The organism is Janthinobacterium sp. PSPC3-1, assembly GCF_049896105.1.
Lineage (GTDB): Bacteria > Pseudomonadota > Gammaproteobacteria > Burkholderiales > Burkholderiaceae_D > Janthinobacterium.
In genome coordinates, this window is sequence record NZ_JAFCTQ010000018.1 from 33,863 (window position 1) to 50,643 (window position 16,781).

Annotated in this window: 13 protein-coding genes; 9 read left to right on the forward strand and 4 right to left on the reverse strand. The window is 64.3% G+C overall.

Annotated elements, in window-relative coordinates:
- Window positions 1-60: 60 nt before the first annotated feature.
- The 3 genes from ACP7B7_RS18620 (at window position 61) to ACP7B7_RS18630 (ending at window position 2,864) form a co-directional block, all read left to right on the forward strand.
- Window positions 61-939 carry a peptidase gene (locus ACP7B7_RS18620; protein WP_308921119.1) on the forward strand — a complete coding sequence of 293 codons (879 nt, stop codon included), beginning with the start codon at window positions 61-63 and terminating at the stop codon, window positions 937-939.
- 87 nt (window positions 940-1,026) lie between these two features.
- Complete coding sequence (locus ACP7B7_RS18625) at window positions 1,027-2,343, forward strand: alpha/beta hydrolase (RefSeq protein WP_426077637.1); 1,317 nt, start codon at window positions 1,027-1,029, stop codon at window positions 2,341-2,343.
- A 98-nt stretch (window positions 2,344-2,441) separates the two neighbouring features.
- On the forward strand, window positions 2,442-2,864 hold the full coding sequence (locus ACP7B7_RS18630) for a Fur family transcriptional regulator (RefSeq protein WP_308921117.1): 423 nt from the start codon (window positions 2,442-2,444) through the stop codon (window positions 2,862-2,864).
- Here the strand turns inward: ACP7B7_RS18630 and ACP7B7_RS18635 are convergent.
- Both ACP7B7_RS18635 and ACP7B7_RS18640 read right to left on the reverse strand, forming a co-directional pair.
- Window positions 2,836-3,879 (reverse strand): CobW family GTP-binding protein, encoded by a 1,044-nt coding sequence (locus ACP7B7_RS18635; RefSeq protein ID WP_426077638.1) that lies wholly within the window; start codon window positions 3,877-3,879, stop codon window positions 2,836-2,838. The two genes, ACP7B7_RS18630 and ACP7B7_RS18635, sit on opposite strands and share 29 nt — an antisense overlap.
- Window positions 3,876-5,102: a GTP-binding protein gene (locus ACP7B7_RS18640; RefSeq protein WP_426077639.1), complete on the reverse strand. Its 1,227-nt coding sequence runs from the start codon at window positions 5,100-5,102 to the stop codon at window positions 3,876-3,878. Before ACP7B7_RS18640 ends, ACP7B7_RS18635 begins: the two co-directional genes overlap by 4 nt.
- Window positions 5,103-5,252: 150 nt before the next feature.
- Here ACP7B7_RS18640 and ACP7B7_RS18645 point away from each other — a divergent pair, with 150 nt between their 5' ends.
- The 6 genes from ACP7B7_RS18645 (at window position 5,253) to ACP7B7_RS18670 (ending at window position 14,333) form a co-directional block, all read left to right on the forward strand.
- Window positions 5,253-7,349: a bifunctional 2',3'-cyclic-nucleotide 2'-phosphodiesterase/3'-nucleotidase gene (locus ACP7B7_RS18645; RefSeq protein WP_426077640.1), complete on the forward strand. Its 2,097-nt coding sequence runs from the start codon at window positions 5,253-5,255 to the stop codon at window positions 7,347-7,349.
- A gap of 7 nt (window positions 7,350-7,356) precedes the next feature.
- On the forward strand, window positions 7,357-8,064 hold the full coding sequence (locus ACP7B7_RS18650) for a tetratricopeptide repeat protein (RefSeq protein WP_426077641.1): 708 nt from the start codon (window positions 7,357-7,359) through the stop codon (window positions 8,062-8,064).
- Window positions 8,065-8,153: 89 nt separating this feature from the next.
- A complete protein-coding gene (locus ACP7B7_RS18655; protein WP_426077642.1) occupies window positions 8,154-9,590 on the forward strand; it encodes a catalase in 1,437 nt (478 codons plus the stop codon).
- Between the two features lie 158 nt (window positions 9,591-9,748).
- Window positions 9,749-11,740, forward strand: coding sequence for a serine protein kinase (locus tag ACP7B7_RS18660; protein ID WP_308921111.1), 1,992 nt, complete (start codon window positions 9,749-9,751; stop codon window positions 11,738-11,740).
- Window positions 11,737-12,933, forward strand: coding sequence for a DUF444 family protein (locus ACP7B7_RS18665; protein WP_426077643.1), 1,197 nt, complete (start codon window positions 11,737-11,739; stop codon window positions 12,931-12,933). Before ACP7B7_RS18660 ends, ACP7B7_RS18665 begins: the two co-directional genes overlap by 4 nt.
- A complete protein-coding gene (locus ACP7B7_RS18670; RefSeq protein ID WP_426077644.1) occupies window positions 12,930-14,333 on the forward strand; it encodes a SpoVR family protein in 1,404 nt (467 codons plus the stop codon). The genes ACP7B7_RS18665 and ACP7B7_RS18670 overlap by 4 nt, the downstream gene beginning before the upstream one ends.
- Here the strand turns inward: ACP7B7_RS18670 and ACP7B7_RS18675 are convergent.
- Window positions 14,330-15,406 (reverse strand): SDR family oxidoreductase, encoded by a 1,077-nt coding sequence (locus tag ACP7B7_RS18675; protein ID WP_308921108.1) that lies wholly within the window; start codon window positions 15,404-15,406, stop codon window positions 14,330-14,332. The genes ACP7B7_RS18670 and ACP7B7_RS18675 overlap by 4 nt on opposite strands.
- A complete protein-coding gene (locus tag ACP7B7_RS18680) occupies window positions 15,406-16,698 on the reverse strand; it encodes a nucleotide sugar dehydrogenase (protein ID WP_308921107.1) in 1,293 nt (430 codons plus the stop codon). The genes ACP7B7_RS18675 and ACP7B7_RS18680 overlap by 1 nt, the downstream gene beginning before the upstream one ends.
- Window positions 16,699-16,781: the final 83 nt, after the last annotated feature.

Below are 16,781 nucleotides of genomic sequence, written 5' to 3' on the forward strand. Positions count from 1 at the left end.
TTGCTGGTCCGGGGCCAGCCTGATGTAGAATGACCACCTTTTTGACTGTTACCGTTGACGATGACTTATTGCATAGGCATGCGCCTCAATCAGGGCCTGGTCTTCCTGTCCGACTCCCGCACCAACGCCGGCGTGGACCAGGTCGGCACCTTCCGCAAGATGAGCGTGTTTGAACATCCGGGCGACCGCATGCTGGTGATGATGACCGCCGGTAACCTGTCGATCTCGCAGGCGATCCGCCAGATCGTTGCCGAACATGTCGACAGCGACGGGCGCAGCATCTGGAACGTGACCAGCATGTATGACGCGGCGCGCATCGTCGGCGACGCCGTGCGCACCGTGCACCAGCGTGAAGCGAAGGCGCTGGCCGCCTGCGGCATCGACTTCAATGTCAGCATCATCCTCGGCGGCCAGATAGGCGCCGAGCGCTGCCGCCTGTTCCAGGTCTATTCGGCCGGCAACTTCATCGAATCGCACGATGAAAACACCTATTTCCAGATCGGCGAAGCCAAGTATGGCAAGCCCATCATCGACCGCGTGATCAACCCGGCCACCGGCCTCGACGAAGCGGCCAAGTGCGCGCTGATTTCCATGGATTCGACGCTGCGCTCGAATATTTCGGTCGGCCTGCCGCTGGACCTGCTGGTGTATGAAACCGAACGCCTGGCCGTCACGCGCTTCGTCACCATCGATGAAAAAAACCAGTATTTCCGCATGATCCGCGACACCTGGGGCGAGCAATTGAAGCATGTGTTCGAAGGTATCGCCGATCCGGTGTGGAACGCGGCGCCGGACACCACCAGCAATGTGTTGTCGTCGACCAATATGCGCAGCAAGCCGGTGCGCGTGGCGATTCCCGAGCATGCGGGCCGCGGCGGCCTCGGCGTCACCCCGCTGCAATCGCTGGCCCAGCAGTTCGGCAGCGGCGAGCAGCATTGAGTCCGTGCGCGCCACTGGCGCGCAGCGTGCTTTTATGGCAAGATGAATTGATGTTCCGTTCATATTGCACAGAGAGGCAGGTGGCGCATGGACTTGATCACTTCCGCGGTGGCGGCCGCCATCGCCCACGGCGCGCACCATGCGTCGCCTGACTCCATCACCGAGCCCTACCGGCGCCTGAAAGCGGCCATCGGCCAGCTGGCCGGCGCGGCCGATGTGCTGGCCGCCATCGCCAGCCTGGAAGCGGCGCCCGATACGCCCGAACTGCGCCTGGCGCTGTCGAAAGCCGTGGCCAGGGCCAGGGCGCCCGACGACATGGCCGTCCTGTTTGCGGCGCAGGCGCTGCTGGAGCAATTGCCCCGGCCGGAGGCCGTGCCAGCAGTGGCTGGCGTGGAAAAAAGCGCGCTGGTGTCAAACCATGCGGTGGTCAAGGTGGGCTTTGCCACCGACCGCCAGCGCGACCTGGGCAAGCCGGCCGCGCAGCGTTTCGGCAACGAGCGCAGTCACAACGCCGGTCTCAGCTACGGCCACTGCGAGATCAGCATCCCGCGCGACCACCGCATGGGCGAGCTGGAGTCCCCTTCCCTGTGGCGGCTGGAATTTCGCCTGGACCCGGCCAAACACGTGATGCTGCTCGACGCCGAGGTGGAGGACCAGGCCACTTTCTTTGCCGGCATCGCCGCGCAGGTCAAGGCGTCCGCCGCCGGCAGCGCCTTTATCTTTATCCATGGCTATAACGTCAGCTTCGAGGATGCGGCGCGGCGCACGGGGCAGATGGCATACGACCTCGGCTTCGATGGCGCGCCCGTGTTCTACAGCTGGCCGTCGCAGAGCGACGTGGCGCGCTATACGGTCGATGAAAACAATATCGAATGGAGCACGCCCCACCTGCAGGCATTTCTCGCCGACTTCCTGCAAAAGACCGATGCCGCCAAGGTCTACCTGATCGGCCACAGCATGGGCAACCGTGGCCTGGCGCGCGCCGTGGCCGGCCTGATCGAAAGCCAGCCGGCACTGGCCAGGCGCATCGCCGAAATCATCCTGACGGCGCCCGATATCGACGCCGATGTATTCCAGCAAGAGATCGCGCCCCGGCTGACGGCCGCACACCATCCGGTGACCCTGTACGCCTCGTCGGAAGACCTGGCGCTGGCCGCGTCCAGGCTGGTGCACGGCCATCGGCGCGCCGGCGACAGCGGCGACGGCATGCTGCTGCTGGCCGGCGTGGAAACCATCGACGCCACCGGCGTGGACACGGGTTTCCTCAAACACAGCTATTTTGCCGAGCGGCGCTCGGCCCTGTCCGACATGTTTTATCTGATCCATAACAATGCGCGCGCCGACCAGCGCTTTCTCGATCCGGTCGACACGCCCAAGGGGCGCTACTGGACGTTCAAGCCCTGACAGGCAGGTGGGCAGGCATGTTAAGATGCGGTAAAACGGCATGGCAAAGACACGGCGACCGCGCCGCGATGATGACCATGCGCATGCAGGCAAACATTATGTTGACTTCTTCTACCGAACAAGCTGAATCGCTGATCCGCAACACCAATGCCCGCGTCACCAAGACGCGCGTGAAGGTGCTGGACTTTTTGATGGCGCAAAGCCAGTCGATGACCCACCATGAAATCCAGCAGGCGCTGGCGCAGGACAGCGATATCGATTCCGTCACCTTGTACCGGGTGCTGGAATGGCTGACCGAAAACGAGCTGGTGCACCGCATCGCCGGCGGCGACCAGGTGTGGCGCTTCAGCGCCGGCGGCGGCCATCAGGCGCACGAGCACGCCCATTTCCAGTGCAACAAATGCGCCACCGTCACCTGCTTCAATGAAGTCAAGCTGCCGCCACCCGTGTCCCTGCCCGAAGGATTCAGCGGCGGCGACGTCGATTACCTGATCAAGGGGCTGTGTCCGCGCTGTAAGTAGGCTGCATCTCCGGCGCCTGCTCGCCCGCCACGCAGCGGTCCAGGCCCCGTATCAGGGTGTCCTGCGGCAAGCCCCGGCCGATAAACACCATCTTGCTGGCCCGCGTTTCGCCGTCGCGCCACGGCGCGCCCAGTTCCGAGCCCATCAGCATGTGCACGCCCTGGAACACGGCGCGGCACGGCGACTCGGCAATGTATAAAATCCCCTTGTAGCGCATCAGCTGGGTGCCGAACAGCTGCACGATGGCGTCCAGAAAATTCTCCACCTTCATCAAGTCCAGCGGCCGGGCCTGGTGGTAGACAAACGACTGCACGCCGTCGCCATGGCGGTGTCCCAGTTCGCCCAGGAAATCCGGTTCCAGCTCGACGATGGCGTTCAGGTTGAAGCCGCGGATATTCAGGATATCGCGCAGCGGCACATTGCCAAAACTCACTTTCTGCATGCTGGCGCGGCAATTGATGGCCAGCAGGCGCTGGCGCAGCTTGGCCAGCTCGTCCTTGCTGACCAGGTCGGTTTTCGACAGCAGGATGCGGTCGGCAAAACCGACCTGCTCCTGCGCTTCGCGGTGTTCCGTCAATTGCTGCTGCGCGTGGCGCGCGTCGATTACCGTCAGGATCGCATCGAGCATGTAAAAGGCGCTGACGGACGGCTCGGCAAAAAAGGTCTGCGCCACCGGCCCCGGCGCGGCCAGGCCCGTCGTTTCGATAATCACATGGTCGAAAGCCAGCGTGCCGGCCGAGCGTTTCTGCCGCAGCTCGCCCAGGATGCGGATCAGGTCGCCGCGCACGCTGCAGCAGATGCAGCCATTGTTCATCTCGACGATCTGCTCCTCGCTGTCCTGCACCAGCAGCGCATTGTCGATGCCATCAAGCGCGAACTCGTTTTCGATCACCGCGATGCGCAGACCATGCTTGCCCTGCAGAATACGCTTGAGCAAGGTGGTCTTGCCGCTGCCGAGAAAACCCGTGATGATGGTGACCGGGATCAGCTCAGGCATGAACTCCTCGTCCATCATGCGGGCTCCTCGATGTCTTCCATGCGCTGCCACTGCGGAAACGGATCGGGCAGCTTGCGCCAGGCGGCCATGCCCTTGCGCGTCTCCGTATAGTTGAGCTGGCAGCGCTTCAGGCCGGCTTCAATCGCGGATTTATCCATGTCCTGGCCGATAAACACGATTTCCTGGTAGCGGTCGCCATGGGGCTCGCTCCAGCCTTCCCTCAGTTCCGCCAGCGATTCGGCGTCAAGCGGCCACCGTTCCTGCGGCACGGCGGCCCACCACAGGCCCACCGGTTCGATATTCATCAGCTTGCCCGCACCGGACAGGCTGGCCACCCATTCCGGGCGGCTGGCCAGCCAGAAATAGCCCTTGCTGCGCACCACGCCGGCGATCGGCTGCGAAATATAGTCGTACAGGCGCTGCGCATGGAACGGCTCCCTGGCGCGATAGACAAAACTGCCGATGCCATATTCTTCCGTCTCCGGCACGTGCACGCCGGCCAGCTCTTGCGCCCAGCCCGGCATATTGGCCGCCTGCTGCAGGTCGAACAGGCTTGTGCCCATGATGGCGTCCAGCGGCACCACCGACTGGTTGGTTTCGATCACGCGCGCGCCGGGGTTCAGCGCCCTGATCAGGGCCAGCACGCGCAGGCGCTCGGCGGCATCGACCATGTCGACTTTGTTGAGCACGATCACATTGGCAAACTCGATCTGTTCCGTCAGCAGGTTCGCCAGTTGGCGGTCGTCGCCCTCGCCCGCCGTCTCGCCACGCTGCTCCAGGGTGTCTTCGCTGCCGAAGTCCGCCAGGATATTGGCGCAGTCGACCACGGTCACCATGCAGTCGATCTGCGCCACCTGGTTCAGGCTGACGCCGTCTTCGTCCTCGAAGTCAAAGGTGGCGGCCACCGGCATCGGTTCGCCCACGCCGGTCGATTCGATCAGCAGGTAATCGAAGCGGTCTTCCTCGGCCAGGCGCCGCACTTCCAGCAGCAGATCGTCGCGCAGGGTGCAGCAGATGCAGCCATTCGACATCTCGACCAGCTTTTCCTCGGTGCGCGACAGGGCCGCGCCGGCCGCCTGCGTGCCCTCGCGGATCAAGGAGGCGTCGATATTGACGTCGCTCATGTCGTTGACGATTACGGCCACGCGCTTGCCCTCGCGGTTGCGCAGTATGTGGTTGAGCAAGGTGGTCTTGCCGGCACCCAGGAAGCCGGACAGTACGGTAACGGGGAGTTTTCTCATGATGATTCCTTGATGCAGTTAAGTTGCGTTTGCAGATTATAGTGCAACTCTCTTGCATTAACAGATTTTTCTTGCCTCCGCTCGCGCTGTCATTCGGCCGTCATATGACAGCGCTACAGTCGCGTCCTTTGAATCTTTCCGAGAATCGCAATGAAAACAAACTGGATCATGATGGCGGCGCTGGCGGGTGTGGGCCTGGTGGGTTGCAACGGCAGCTCGAACAAGGCGGCCAACATTCCCGAGGGCACGACGGTCACCGTGGCGCTGCTGGAAACCACCGACATCCATTCGAACGTCCTCAGCTACAACTACTATGCGCTGGCCGAAGACACCAGCCTGGGGCTGGAACGCACCTCGACCCTGATCCAGGCGGCGCGCGCGGAAAACCCGAATAACGTGCTGCTCGACGATGGCGACGTGATCCAGGGCACCCTGCTGGCCGACCTGCAGGCGGTGGCCGCGCCCGTGCCCTGCACCGCGACCCTGGCCGTGCACAAGGCCATGAACGCGCTCAAGTATGACGCGGGCGGCATGGGCAACCATGAATTCAACTACGGCCTGGGCTATCTGAGCCAGATCACGAATACCGATTTCGGCATTCCCGGCGTCAGCAAGCCCAGCGGCAATTGCGGCGCGCCCACCTTCCCTTCCGTGCTGAGCAATGTGGTCGGCGTGGCCAGCGGCAAGCCGATCTTCAACCCTTACGTGTTGCTGCCGCGCGATTTTGCCGCCGTGGCGCCCGATGGCAGCAAGCTCAACGTCAAGATCAATATCGGCGTGATGAGCTTTGTGCCGCCGCAAATCCTGGAATGGGATCAAAAAGTACTGGCCGGCAAGGTCAGCGTGACCGGCGTGCAGGAAGCGGCGAAACAATATGTGCCCGAGCTGCGCAGCAAGGGTGCCGACCTGGTGGTGGCCCTGTCGCACGGTGGCCTGGACACCAGCGCCTACAGCCCGAAGATGGAAAACGGCAGTTATCATTTGACCAGCACCGGCATCGACGCGCTGATGATCGGCCATTCGCACCTGATCTTCCCGAAAGGCAAGGAAGCGGGCGCTGCCGCGCTGGACGCCTCGTTTGCCGCCTTCCCGGCCAGCGCCAGGATCGATGGCGACAAGGGCTTGGTCAACGGCGTGCCGACCGTCATGGCGCAAAGCTGGGGCCGCCGCCTGGGCATCATCAAGCTGACCATGGTCTACCAGGGCGGCAAGTGGGTGGTGCAGCCGGACAAGACGACGGTCGAGTCGCGCGGCTTCAAGCTGGCCGACGGCTCGAATGTCAAGGCCGACCCGGCGATCGCGCCGCTGGTGGCCACCGAGCATGACGCCACCATCGCCTACGCCAAAAAGCCGCTGGGCGTCAGCACCGATTTCGAGATGTCGGCATATTTCGCGCTGGTGGGCGATGTCAGCGCGATCCAGCTGGTCAACCAGGCCCAGCTCGATTACGTGAAAAACTTCATTGCCACCAGCACCGATGCGACTTTGGCCAGCTACAAGAATATTCCCGTGATTTCCTGCAGCGCGCCCTTCAAGGCGGGCCGCAACGGGCCATCGGATTTCACGGATGTGGCTGCCGGCGCGACGCCGGCCGCGCCGGTCGGCTTGCAAGTACGCAATCCGGGCGACTTGTATTTGTATAGCAATAACAATCTGCAAGCCGTGAAGATCAAGGGGTCGGACCTGAAAGCGTGGCTGGAAACCTCGGCCAAACAGTTTGCCCAGATCAACCCGGCCTTGAGCACCGAGCAGGACCTGGTGCCGACCTATGGCACGATCTACAACTATGACGTGTTCTATGCGGAAAACAATGCGCTCACGTACCAGATCGACGTGACCAAGCCGGCGGGCAGCCGCATCGTCAACCTGCGCCACAAGGGCGTGGTGGTGGCCGACAGCGATGACTTTATCGTCGCCACCAATGACTACCGCGCCGGCGGCGGCGGCGCCGTGCCAGGCATCGACGGCAGCAAGACCATCATCAAGTCGCCGGACGCCAACCAGGCCGTGGTCAGCAACTACCTGCTGGCCCTGGCCGGCAAGGGCGCCGGCAAGGTGACCCTGGCGGACAACGGCAGCGCGCGCAGCTGGAGTTTCGTCAAGACGGCCACCGCCGGCCCGGTGATCCTGCGCTCGGCGCCCGGCCACCTGGCGCTGGCAAAAAGCAGCGGCATCGCCAATGTCGTGTCCGAAGGCGCGCTGGACGCCAGCGGCTTTGCCAAATATGCGATCGACCTGAGCAAATAAGGAGCAGATGATGAAAACCGCCCTCGCTTTCCCTGCCGTCGCCTTGGCAACTGTCTTGGCAACCGCCCTGGTGGCCTGCCAGGCGCCGCCACCGCCGACCACGGCGGAAATCGAGGCGGCCGCCATGCATGCGCGCCAGGCCGGCGACCGGCAGGCCGAGCGCCGCGTGCGGGCCTGGGCCGGCAAGGGCATGCCGGTGGCCGAGCGCGAGCTGGCCCTGGTCTACCAGCCGCGCCCGGAGCGACGCGCCGACGCCCTGCGCCTGTTCGAACAGGCGGCGCGCGCCGGCGATACGGAAGCGGCCTTCGAGATGGGCCAGATGCTGCGCCCGGGCGCGCCTGGCCAGGCCTGGTCCTGGTACCGCATGGCGGCCAAGCGGCAGCACGCCAGGGCGGCGCTGATGCTGGGCCTGCTTGCCGCGAATGGCGAAGGGGTGGCCAAGAACCCGGTCGAGGCGGCGCGCTGGCTGGCCGTCGCCAGCGAACTGGGCAATCCTCACGCCATGTTTTTGCTGTACAACGCGTATCGCGAAGGCCGTGGCGTCGAGCAAGACGCCGACAAGGGCCTGGCGCTGCTGGAGGAGGCCGCGCACCATGACTATCCGCCTGCCATCCAGGAGCTGGCCATGACGGTGCAGGCCGACGACGCGCTGCGCGCCGGCCATCTGCTCAAGGAGGCCACCGAGCACCGGCATAACAACTGGAACCGGTTCTGAGCGCCTGATCTTCACCTGATCTTTAGAGAGTGGCGGATTCTGGCGCTCTGCCGGTATGATCTGGGTACTTATAATAAAGAAAGAGTCCAATGAAAAAGCTCACCACCGCCTTCGGCGCGCCTGTCGTCGACAACCAGAATATCCAGACCGCCGGCCCGCGCGGCCCCGCCCTGCTGCAAGATGTCTGGTTCCTGGAAAAACTGGCCCATTTCGACCGCGAAGTGATTCCCGAGCGCCGCATGCACGCCAAGGGTTCCGGCGCCTACGGCACGTTTACCGTCACGCACGACATCACGCGCTACACGCGCGCCAAAATCTTCGGCCAGGTCGGCAAGCAAACGCCGCTGTTCGCCCGCTTCTCGACCGTGGCCGGCGAACGGGGCGCGGCCGATGCGGAACGCGATATCCGCGGTTTCGCCCTCAAGTTCTACACGGAAGAAGGCAACTGGGACCTGGTGGGCAATAACACGCCCGTGTTTTTCATGCGCGACCCGCTCAAGTTTCCCGACCTGAACCACGCCATCAAGCGCGATCCGCGCACCGGCTTGCGCAACGCCAACAGCAACTGGGATTTCTGGAGTTCGCTGCCCGAAGCGCTGCACCAGATCACCGTGGTGATGAGCGACCGCGGCCTGCCGCGCAGCTTCCGCCACATGCACGGTTTCGGCAGCCATACCTTCAGCTTCCTGAATGCGCAAAACGAGCGCTTCTGGGTCAAGTTCACCTTCAAGACCCAGCAAGGCATCGCCAACCTGACCGACGCCGAAGCCGAGGCGCTGGTCGGCAAGGACCGCGAAAGCTCGCACCGCGACCTGTACGAGAGCATCGAAAACAAGGATTTCCCGCGCTGGACCCTGTTCGTGCAGATCATGCCCGAGCACGAAGCGGGCAGCTACCATATCAACCCGTTCGACCTGTCGAAGGTGTGGCCGCACGGCGACTATCCCTTGATCGAAGTGGGCGTGCTGGAACTGAACCGCAATGCCGACAATCACTTTGCCGAAGTCGAACAGGCCGCCTTCAACCCGGCCAACGTGGTGCCGGGCATCAGCTTTTCGCCGGACAAGATGTTGCAAGGCCGTCTGTTCTCGTATGGCGATGCACAGCGCTACCGCCTGGGCGTGAACCACAGCCTGATCCCGGTCAACGCGCCGAAATGCCCGTTCAACAGCTACCACCGCGACGGCCAGATGCGGGTCGACGGCAACCACGGCGGCACCCTGTCGTACGAGCCGAACAGCGCCCAGGAATGGGCCGAACAGCCGGACTTCCGCGAGCCGCCGCTGTCGATCGAAGGTGCGGCCGATCACTGGAACCACCGCGTCGATGAAGATTATTATTCGCAGCCACGGGCACTGTTCCGCCTGATGACGCCGGAACAGCAGCAAGCGCTGTTCGACAATACGGCGCGCGCCATTTCGGGTGCATCGACGCAAGTCAAGGAGCGTCATATCGGCAACTGCACCCTGTGCGACCCGCAATATGGCGCCGGCGTGGCCGAAGCGATTGCTCGCCTGAGCAAATAAAGCCGGCCGCCAGTTCCCTGCCCCGGCCGCGCCGGTGGCAGGGCATTGTATATACACGATAGTTCCGCTTTTTCAATTGAGCCACATCAGGCATCCCCGCAGGTCCAGCGTCCTATACTGCTTTCATCGACCGCATGCAGGGCGCATGGAAGGGGAACATGACAAGCTCACGGATGACACTGGCGACCGGCGTGGCGGACCAGGACGGCGGCAACGAAGTCCTGCGCGCGCAATTCCTGCGCGGCATGGCCGGCTTCAACGAGGCCCACCGCGCCGTGGGCTGGAGCGGGCGCTTCGACGATTTCCTGGCCCAGGTGCTGCCCGGACGCGCCGCCCTGCTGGGCCGCAGTGCCCATGAATATGTGTGGGACATGCTGCGCGCCAGCGGCCATGACGACGCCGGCGGCCAGTTTCACTGCAGTCTGTTCGACGATGAGCTGTTTGGCATCGATGTCGCCATCGGCCGGGTGGCCGCCTATTTCAAGGCAGCCGCGGCCGGCTCGGAAGTGGGCCGGCGCATGCTGCTGTTGCTGGGCCCGCCTTCGGGCGGCAAGTCCACCCTGGTGATCCTGCTCAAGCGGGGCCTGGAAGCGTACAGCCACAGCGACGACGGCGCGCTGTATGGCATCGCCGGCTGCCCGGTGCATGAATCGCCGCTGCACCTGGTGCCAGATGGCATGCGCAGCGACTTTCGCGACAGCTATGGCGTCGCGCTGCACGGCGAGCTGTGTCCGCACTGCCGCGCGCGCCTGGACGAGCAGTACCAGGGCGACTTTTTGCAGATGCCGGTCGAGCGCATCGTGCTGTCCGAGGCGGGCCGCTGCGGCATCGGCACTTATGCGCCGCACGACCCGACCACCGCCGACCTGGCCGACCTGGTCGGTTCGGTCGACCTGTCCAAGGTGGCGCAGTATGGCGACGAGGGCGATCCGCGCGCCTGGTCCTGGTCGGGCGCCGTGTATGCGGCCAGCCGCGGCATGCTGGAAATGATCGAAATCCTCAAGGTCAAGCGCGAATTCCTGTATCTGCTGCTGACGCTGACGCAAGAAAAAAACGTCAAGGTCTCGCGTTTTCCGCTGATCTACCTCGATGAAACCATCATCGCCCATACCAACCTGGCCGAATTCCGCAAATTCGTGCAGGAAAGCGAGAACGAGGCCCTGCTTGACCGCATGGTCATCGTGCAAGTGCCGTACACCCTCGATTACCGCGAGGAAGCGCGCATCTACCGCAAGCTGATCCTGTCGGCGCCCGCCTTTCGCGCCGTGCACCTGGACCCGCATGCGCTGCATGCGGCGGCCGTGTTCGCCATCCTGAGCCGCCTGCAGGACGGTGACGAAAAAGAGGCCGAACTGGTGCAGCGTCTGCGCATCCATGCCGGCGAAGACGTGGAAGACCTGAACCAGGCCGAGGTGCGACGTTTGCGCGAGCGCGAACGGGACAAATCCGGCCAGGACGAGGCGCTGTCGGGCGTGTCGCCGCGTTTCGTGATCAATGCGCTGTCGCACGCGATTATCGCGGCCGAACGCAACAGCCTGAGCACCATGGACGTGCTGCTGGCCCTGAAGGACAGCATCGAGAACGACGCCCGCATCGAGCCGCGCCGCAAGCGCAAGTGGATCGATTACCTGGTGCTCACGCGCAAGGATTTTTATAACCGCTGGGTCAAGGCTGACGTGCACAAGGCCCTGTTCGTCTCGTTCGAGCAGGAGGCGCAGGACTTGCTGGACAAATACCTCGATGAAGTCGAAGCCATGCTGGACAACCGCCAGGTGCGCGACCCGATCACCGGTGACGAACGCCGGCCCGATGAGCGCTTCCTGCGCGCGGTGGAAGAAAAAATCCATGTCAGCGACTCGGGCAAGCAATCGTTTCGCCAGGAGGTGGTGCGCAAGGCCATGGGCGCCTTCAAGCGCGGCGAGCCGTTCGGCCTGGCCAGCCATGCGCCGCTGCGCGACGCGGTCCAGCATTATCTGTTCGAACAGCGGCGCGACGTGCTGCGCCTGGTCGGCTCCAGCAAGCGTCCCGACGATGAGGTGTGCGCCAAGGTATCGGCAGTCGAGCAGCGCCTGGTCGACGACTATGGCTACGATGCCCACAGCGCGCGCGAAGCGCTCAACTATGTCACCACCTTGCTGGCGCAGGAATGAACACGCCCGTCTATCCCGCTACCCCGGCCCGCAGCCTGGCCCAGCCTTGGTACGGCCTGTTTTCGCGCGGCGCGCGCGACTGGCTGCGGCATAACCAGAAAGTGCGCGAAGCGGTGCAAGCCCATTTGCCCGAGCTGATCGCCGGTCCGGATCTCATCAGCGGCACCCGGCAGCGCAGCGTGCAAGTACCGGTGCGCCTGCTGGAACACGCGCGCTTCAGGCTGTCTACGCCACGGCTGGAAATGGGCGCCGGCCAGGGCGAAGGCCAGCCCGGCGACCTGCTGCGCCCGGCGCGTACCATGGACGGCGATGAGCCCGGTGGCGATGGCGCGCAGGAAGGCGCCGGCGGCGGCGGCGAGATCCGTTTGCTGCTGGAATTTTCCGTCGACGATATCCTCGACTGGCTGTGGGAACACTTCAAGCTGCCCAACTTGCAGCCGCGTCGGCCAGGTGCCATCACCGAGACGCAGCTGGTGCGTGCCGGCTGGGACAAGCACGGCGCCCGTTCGCGCCTGGACCGCCGGCGTACCGTCAAGGAGGCCATCAAGCGGCGCGCGGTGCAGGAGCATCCGGTGCCGTTTGCCAATGAAGACCTGCGTTTCAGTCAGTTGCTGCAGCGGCCCCTGCCCAGCGTTGACGCGGTGGTGTTCTTCGTGCTCGATGTGTCGGCCAGCATGGGCCAGGAGCAGCGCCGGCTGGCGAAAACGTTTTTCTTCCTGGCCCTGCAGGGCCTGCGCCGCAGCTATGCGCGCGTCGACACGCGTTTTATCGCCCACACCACGCGCGCCTGGACGTTTTCGGAAAGCGACTTTTTCCAGGTGCATGGCATGGGCGGCACCATGGCCTCGAGCGCGTTTCGCCTGTGCCGCCAGTTGCTGGCCGAGCGCCATGGCGGCGCGCGCGACAACGCCTATCTGTTCTATGCCTCCGATGGCGAAAACTTCAGCGAAGACCGCAACGCGGCCAGCGTGGCGCTGGCGGAGCTGGCAAGCGAGCTGAACTACATGGGCTATGTGGAAACGGCGACCGGCATGCCGCGCGCGCTGGAAACGGAAACGCATGCCCTGTGCGCGCAGCAGGCGCGGCGCGGCATGCCATTGCACACCAGTATCTTGGCCGAGCCCGGCGATGTGTGGCCCGCCCTGCGCAATTTTTTCCAGCATGAAAATGCGGCCCAGGGAGTGCCGGCATGACGGCGGACACGGGCGACGCCGCGCTACTGGCCGGCCATGCGGCGCGCATCGAAGCGCTGGCGGTCAAGCTGGGCCTGCAGTTCGACCGGGTCGACTTCGAGCTGGTCCCCGACAGTTTCATGGCAGAAATCGCCATCTATGGCTTGCCGGTGCGCATGCGCCACTGGTCTTTCGGCGTGCGCTACATCCACCAGCTGGTGCAGCGCAAGATGGGCCATTCGCATATTTTCGAAGTCATGTTCCCGGGCGACCCTTGCCACGCGTATATGGCGCAAGACAATACCCTGGCGGAAAACACCCTGGTGACGGCGCATGTGCTGGGCCACGCCGATTTTGCCCACCGCAACGCCCTGTTTGCCCGTTTCAGCGCCATGGCCAGCAAGCGCATCCTGGAACAGAGCGCGGCGCGGGCACGCCGCATCGATGCGGCATGGCAAGCCCAGGGCCAGGACAAGGTGGAGGCCGTGCTCGACGCGGCACTGGCGCTGGAACAGCATGTCGATATCCATGGCGAACTGTACCGCCAGCCTTATGCACCCACCGCCATGCCGGCAAAAGCCGCCGCGGGCCCGTTTTCCGCGCGCTACCGGCAGTTGCCCGGCGAACACGAACCTTCGGAACCCCTGTCCGAACGGCCGCTGACGCCGCCCTACCCCGAATACGATTTGTTGTGGTTTATCGCCCGTTACGCACCCGAGCTCGAGGATTGGGAACGCGATATCTTCTTGGCCGTGCGCGAAGAGTCCTTGTATTTCTATCCCGTATTTGCCTGCCAGATCATGAACGAAGGCTGGGCCTCCTACTGGCATGCGCGGCTGCTGCGCGAGGCCGATTTTTTGCCGCCGGAACTGTACCTGGCGGCGCTCAAGTCGCATTCGGACGTGGTGCGCCCGCATGCGGGCGAGCGGCAGGCGGCGCTGGCGCTCAACCCCTACCACCTGGGCTTTGCCATCTGGGAGCATATTGTTTCGCGCAAGGGGCTGGACGAGGCGCGCCGCATCTGCCGCGACGACGACGATTTCAGCTTTATTCGCAACCACCTCGATGCCGGACTGGCCGACAGCCTGGGCCTGTTCGTGCATGAAAGCCGCCACGATGGCGAAACCCGGCTGGCCAGCCGCGACCTGCACGCCATCCGCGAGGCCATCCTGTCGCCCAAATACCATTATGGCGCGCCGTGCATCGCCGCCACCCTGCTCAACGATGACGGCAGCCTGGTGCTGCGGCACGATCACCAGCGCGATGGACGGGGACTGGCGCTGGAACAGGCGGAACAGGTGCTGAACTATATCGCCAGGGTCTGGCGCCGGCCGGTGATCCTGCACACGGCCGACTTTCGCGGCACGCCGCGCGTGCTGCACGGCAATGCCGACCGCGGCGCGGCACCCATGCCACGTTAAAGCGGCACACCGCCAGCCGGCGCGGCAACTTCCTGCGCCGCATACCAGGCTACCGCCTGCCGCAAGCCCTGGCGCAGATCGTGCGTGGGGGCATAGCCAAGCAGGTGCGTCGCGCGGCCGATGTCCGCCTGGGAATGGCGCACGTCGCCGGCGCGGAAATCGCCGTGCAGCGGGGCTGGCTGGCGCAGGCCGGGCCGCGCCTCCAGCACCAGGGCTTGCATCACGGCATGCAATTGAAGCAGGCTGGTACGGCCATTGACGGCCACGTTGAAGACCTCGTTGACGGCTTGCGGATGGACGGTGGTGGCGGCCAGCAGATTGGCTTGCACGGCGTTGGCGACATAACAGAAGTCGCGGCTGGTGCTGCCGTCGCCATTGATACGCACGGGCTCGCCGGCCAGCATGGCGGCCAGCCAGCGCGGGATCACGGCCGCGTAGGCGCCCAGCGGGTCCTGGCGCGGCCCGAATACATTGAAATAGCGCAAACCCACCGTTTCGGTGCCATAGCAGCGCCCATACAGCCGCGCGTACAGCTCGTCGGCATGCTTGCTCAGGGCATACGGCGACAGCGGCTCGCCGATGGCGTGTTCCACTTTCGGCAAGCCCGGATGGTCGCCATAAACGGCGCTGGACGAGGCATACACGAAGCGCCCGATGCCGGCCGCGCGCGCCGCGTCCAGCAGGCACAGGAAGCCGCCCAGGTTGACGTCATGGTAGAGCTGCGGTTCGCGCAGCGAGCGCGGCACAGAACCGAGCGCGGCCTGGTGCAGCACGATATCGACGCCGGCGCAGGCGCGCGCGCACGTTTGCGCATCGCGGATATCGCCTTCGATCAAGGCGAAGCGCCGCCAGGCCCGCTCGCCGACACGCTCGCGTACCTGCGCCAGGTTGTGGCGGTGGCCGGTGCTGAAATTGTCGAGGCCGCGCACCGTCTGGCCCAGTTCCAGCAAGGTTTCCAGCAGGTGCGAGCCGATGAAACCTGCCGCGCCCGTCACCAGCCAGCGCCGGGGCGCCTGCCGCAACCGCTCGCAGGCCTGGCTGTAATCAGTGGTGCTGTCACCAATAGCGGCCATCACAGCCGCCACACATGCAAGCCGTCCTCGGTCAGCTTGAGCGGATCGAAATGCGACTTGATGTCGATAAAACAGCCGTTGTCGACCACCTTGGCGCGGAAATCGGCCAGCGGGCGCGCCAGCAGCGCCTGGTGCGAGACGGCGCTGATAATGGCCTCGGCGCGCGGCAGCTGCTCCCAGCTGACCAGTTCCAGGCCGTATTCTTCCAGCGCTTCGCGGCCGTCGGCCACCGGGTCGTGCACGTGTACTTGCACGCCATAGCTTTGCAGTTCATGGATCATGTCGACCACCTTGGAATTGCGCAGGTCGGGACAGTTTTCCTTGAAGGTCAGGCCCAGCACGTTGACATGCGAGCCTTTCAGCTTGAAGCCGGCGCGCACCATTTCCTTGATGGTTTTTTCGGCCACGAATTTGGCCATGCCATCGTTGATGCGGCGCCCGGCCAGGATCACATGGGGGTGGTAGCCCAGCATTTCCGCCTTGTGCGTCAGGTAATACGGATCGACGCCGATGCAGTGGCCACCGACCAGGCCCGGCCGGAATGGCAAAAAATTCCATTTGGTGCCGGCCGCCTGCAGCACTTCCAGGGTATCGATGCCGATCCGGTCGAAAATGATGGCCAGCTCGTTCATCAGCGCGATGTTCAGGTCGCGCTGGGTGTTTTCGATCACCTTCGCGGCCTCGGCCACGCGGATGCTGGAAGCCCGGTGCACGCCGGCCTCGACCACGCCTTCATACAGGCGCGCCACCTGGTCCAGGGTGGCCGCGTCGTCGCCGGACACCACCTTGCGGATGCTGGCCAGGGTGTGCGACTTGTCGCCCGGATTGATGCGTTCGGGCGAAAAGCCGACATGAAAATCTTCTTTCCAGCGCAGGCCCGAATGGCGTTCCAGCAAGGGAATGCAGATTTCTTCGGTGGCGCCCGGATAGACGGTCGATTCGAAAATGACGGTGGCGCCACGCTTCATGTGGCGCCCGGCCGTGGCGCTGGCGCCGGCCAGGGCGGAAAAATCGGGATTGTGCGCGCTGTCGACGGGCGTGGGCACGGCAACGATGATGAAGTCGGCCAGCATCAGTTCGGCCGGATCGCAGCTCACGCTGAGCCAGCGTGCGGCGCGCAATTGCTCCGTGCTCACTTCGCCGGTGGGATCGACGCCTTCCCGGTAGCTGGCCACCTTGCGCGCCGACAAATCGAAACCGATGGTGCGCTGGCGCGCGCCAAACGCCACCGCCAGCTGCAGTCCCACATAACCGAGTCCTACCACCGCCACCACGCCTGCTTCCTTGTCCATGGTTGTTCGCTCCATCTGGTTGCCGGCCGGTTTGCCGCCGTCTGGAAATTCTACGGTTGCGTCCAGCACCATTCTTGAGCCGG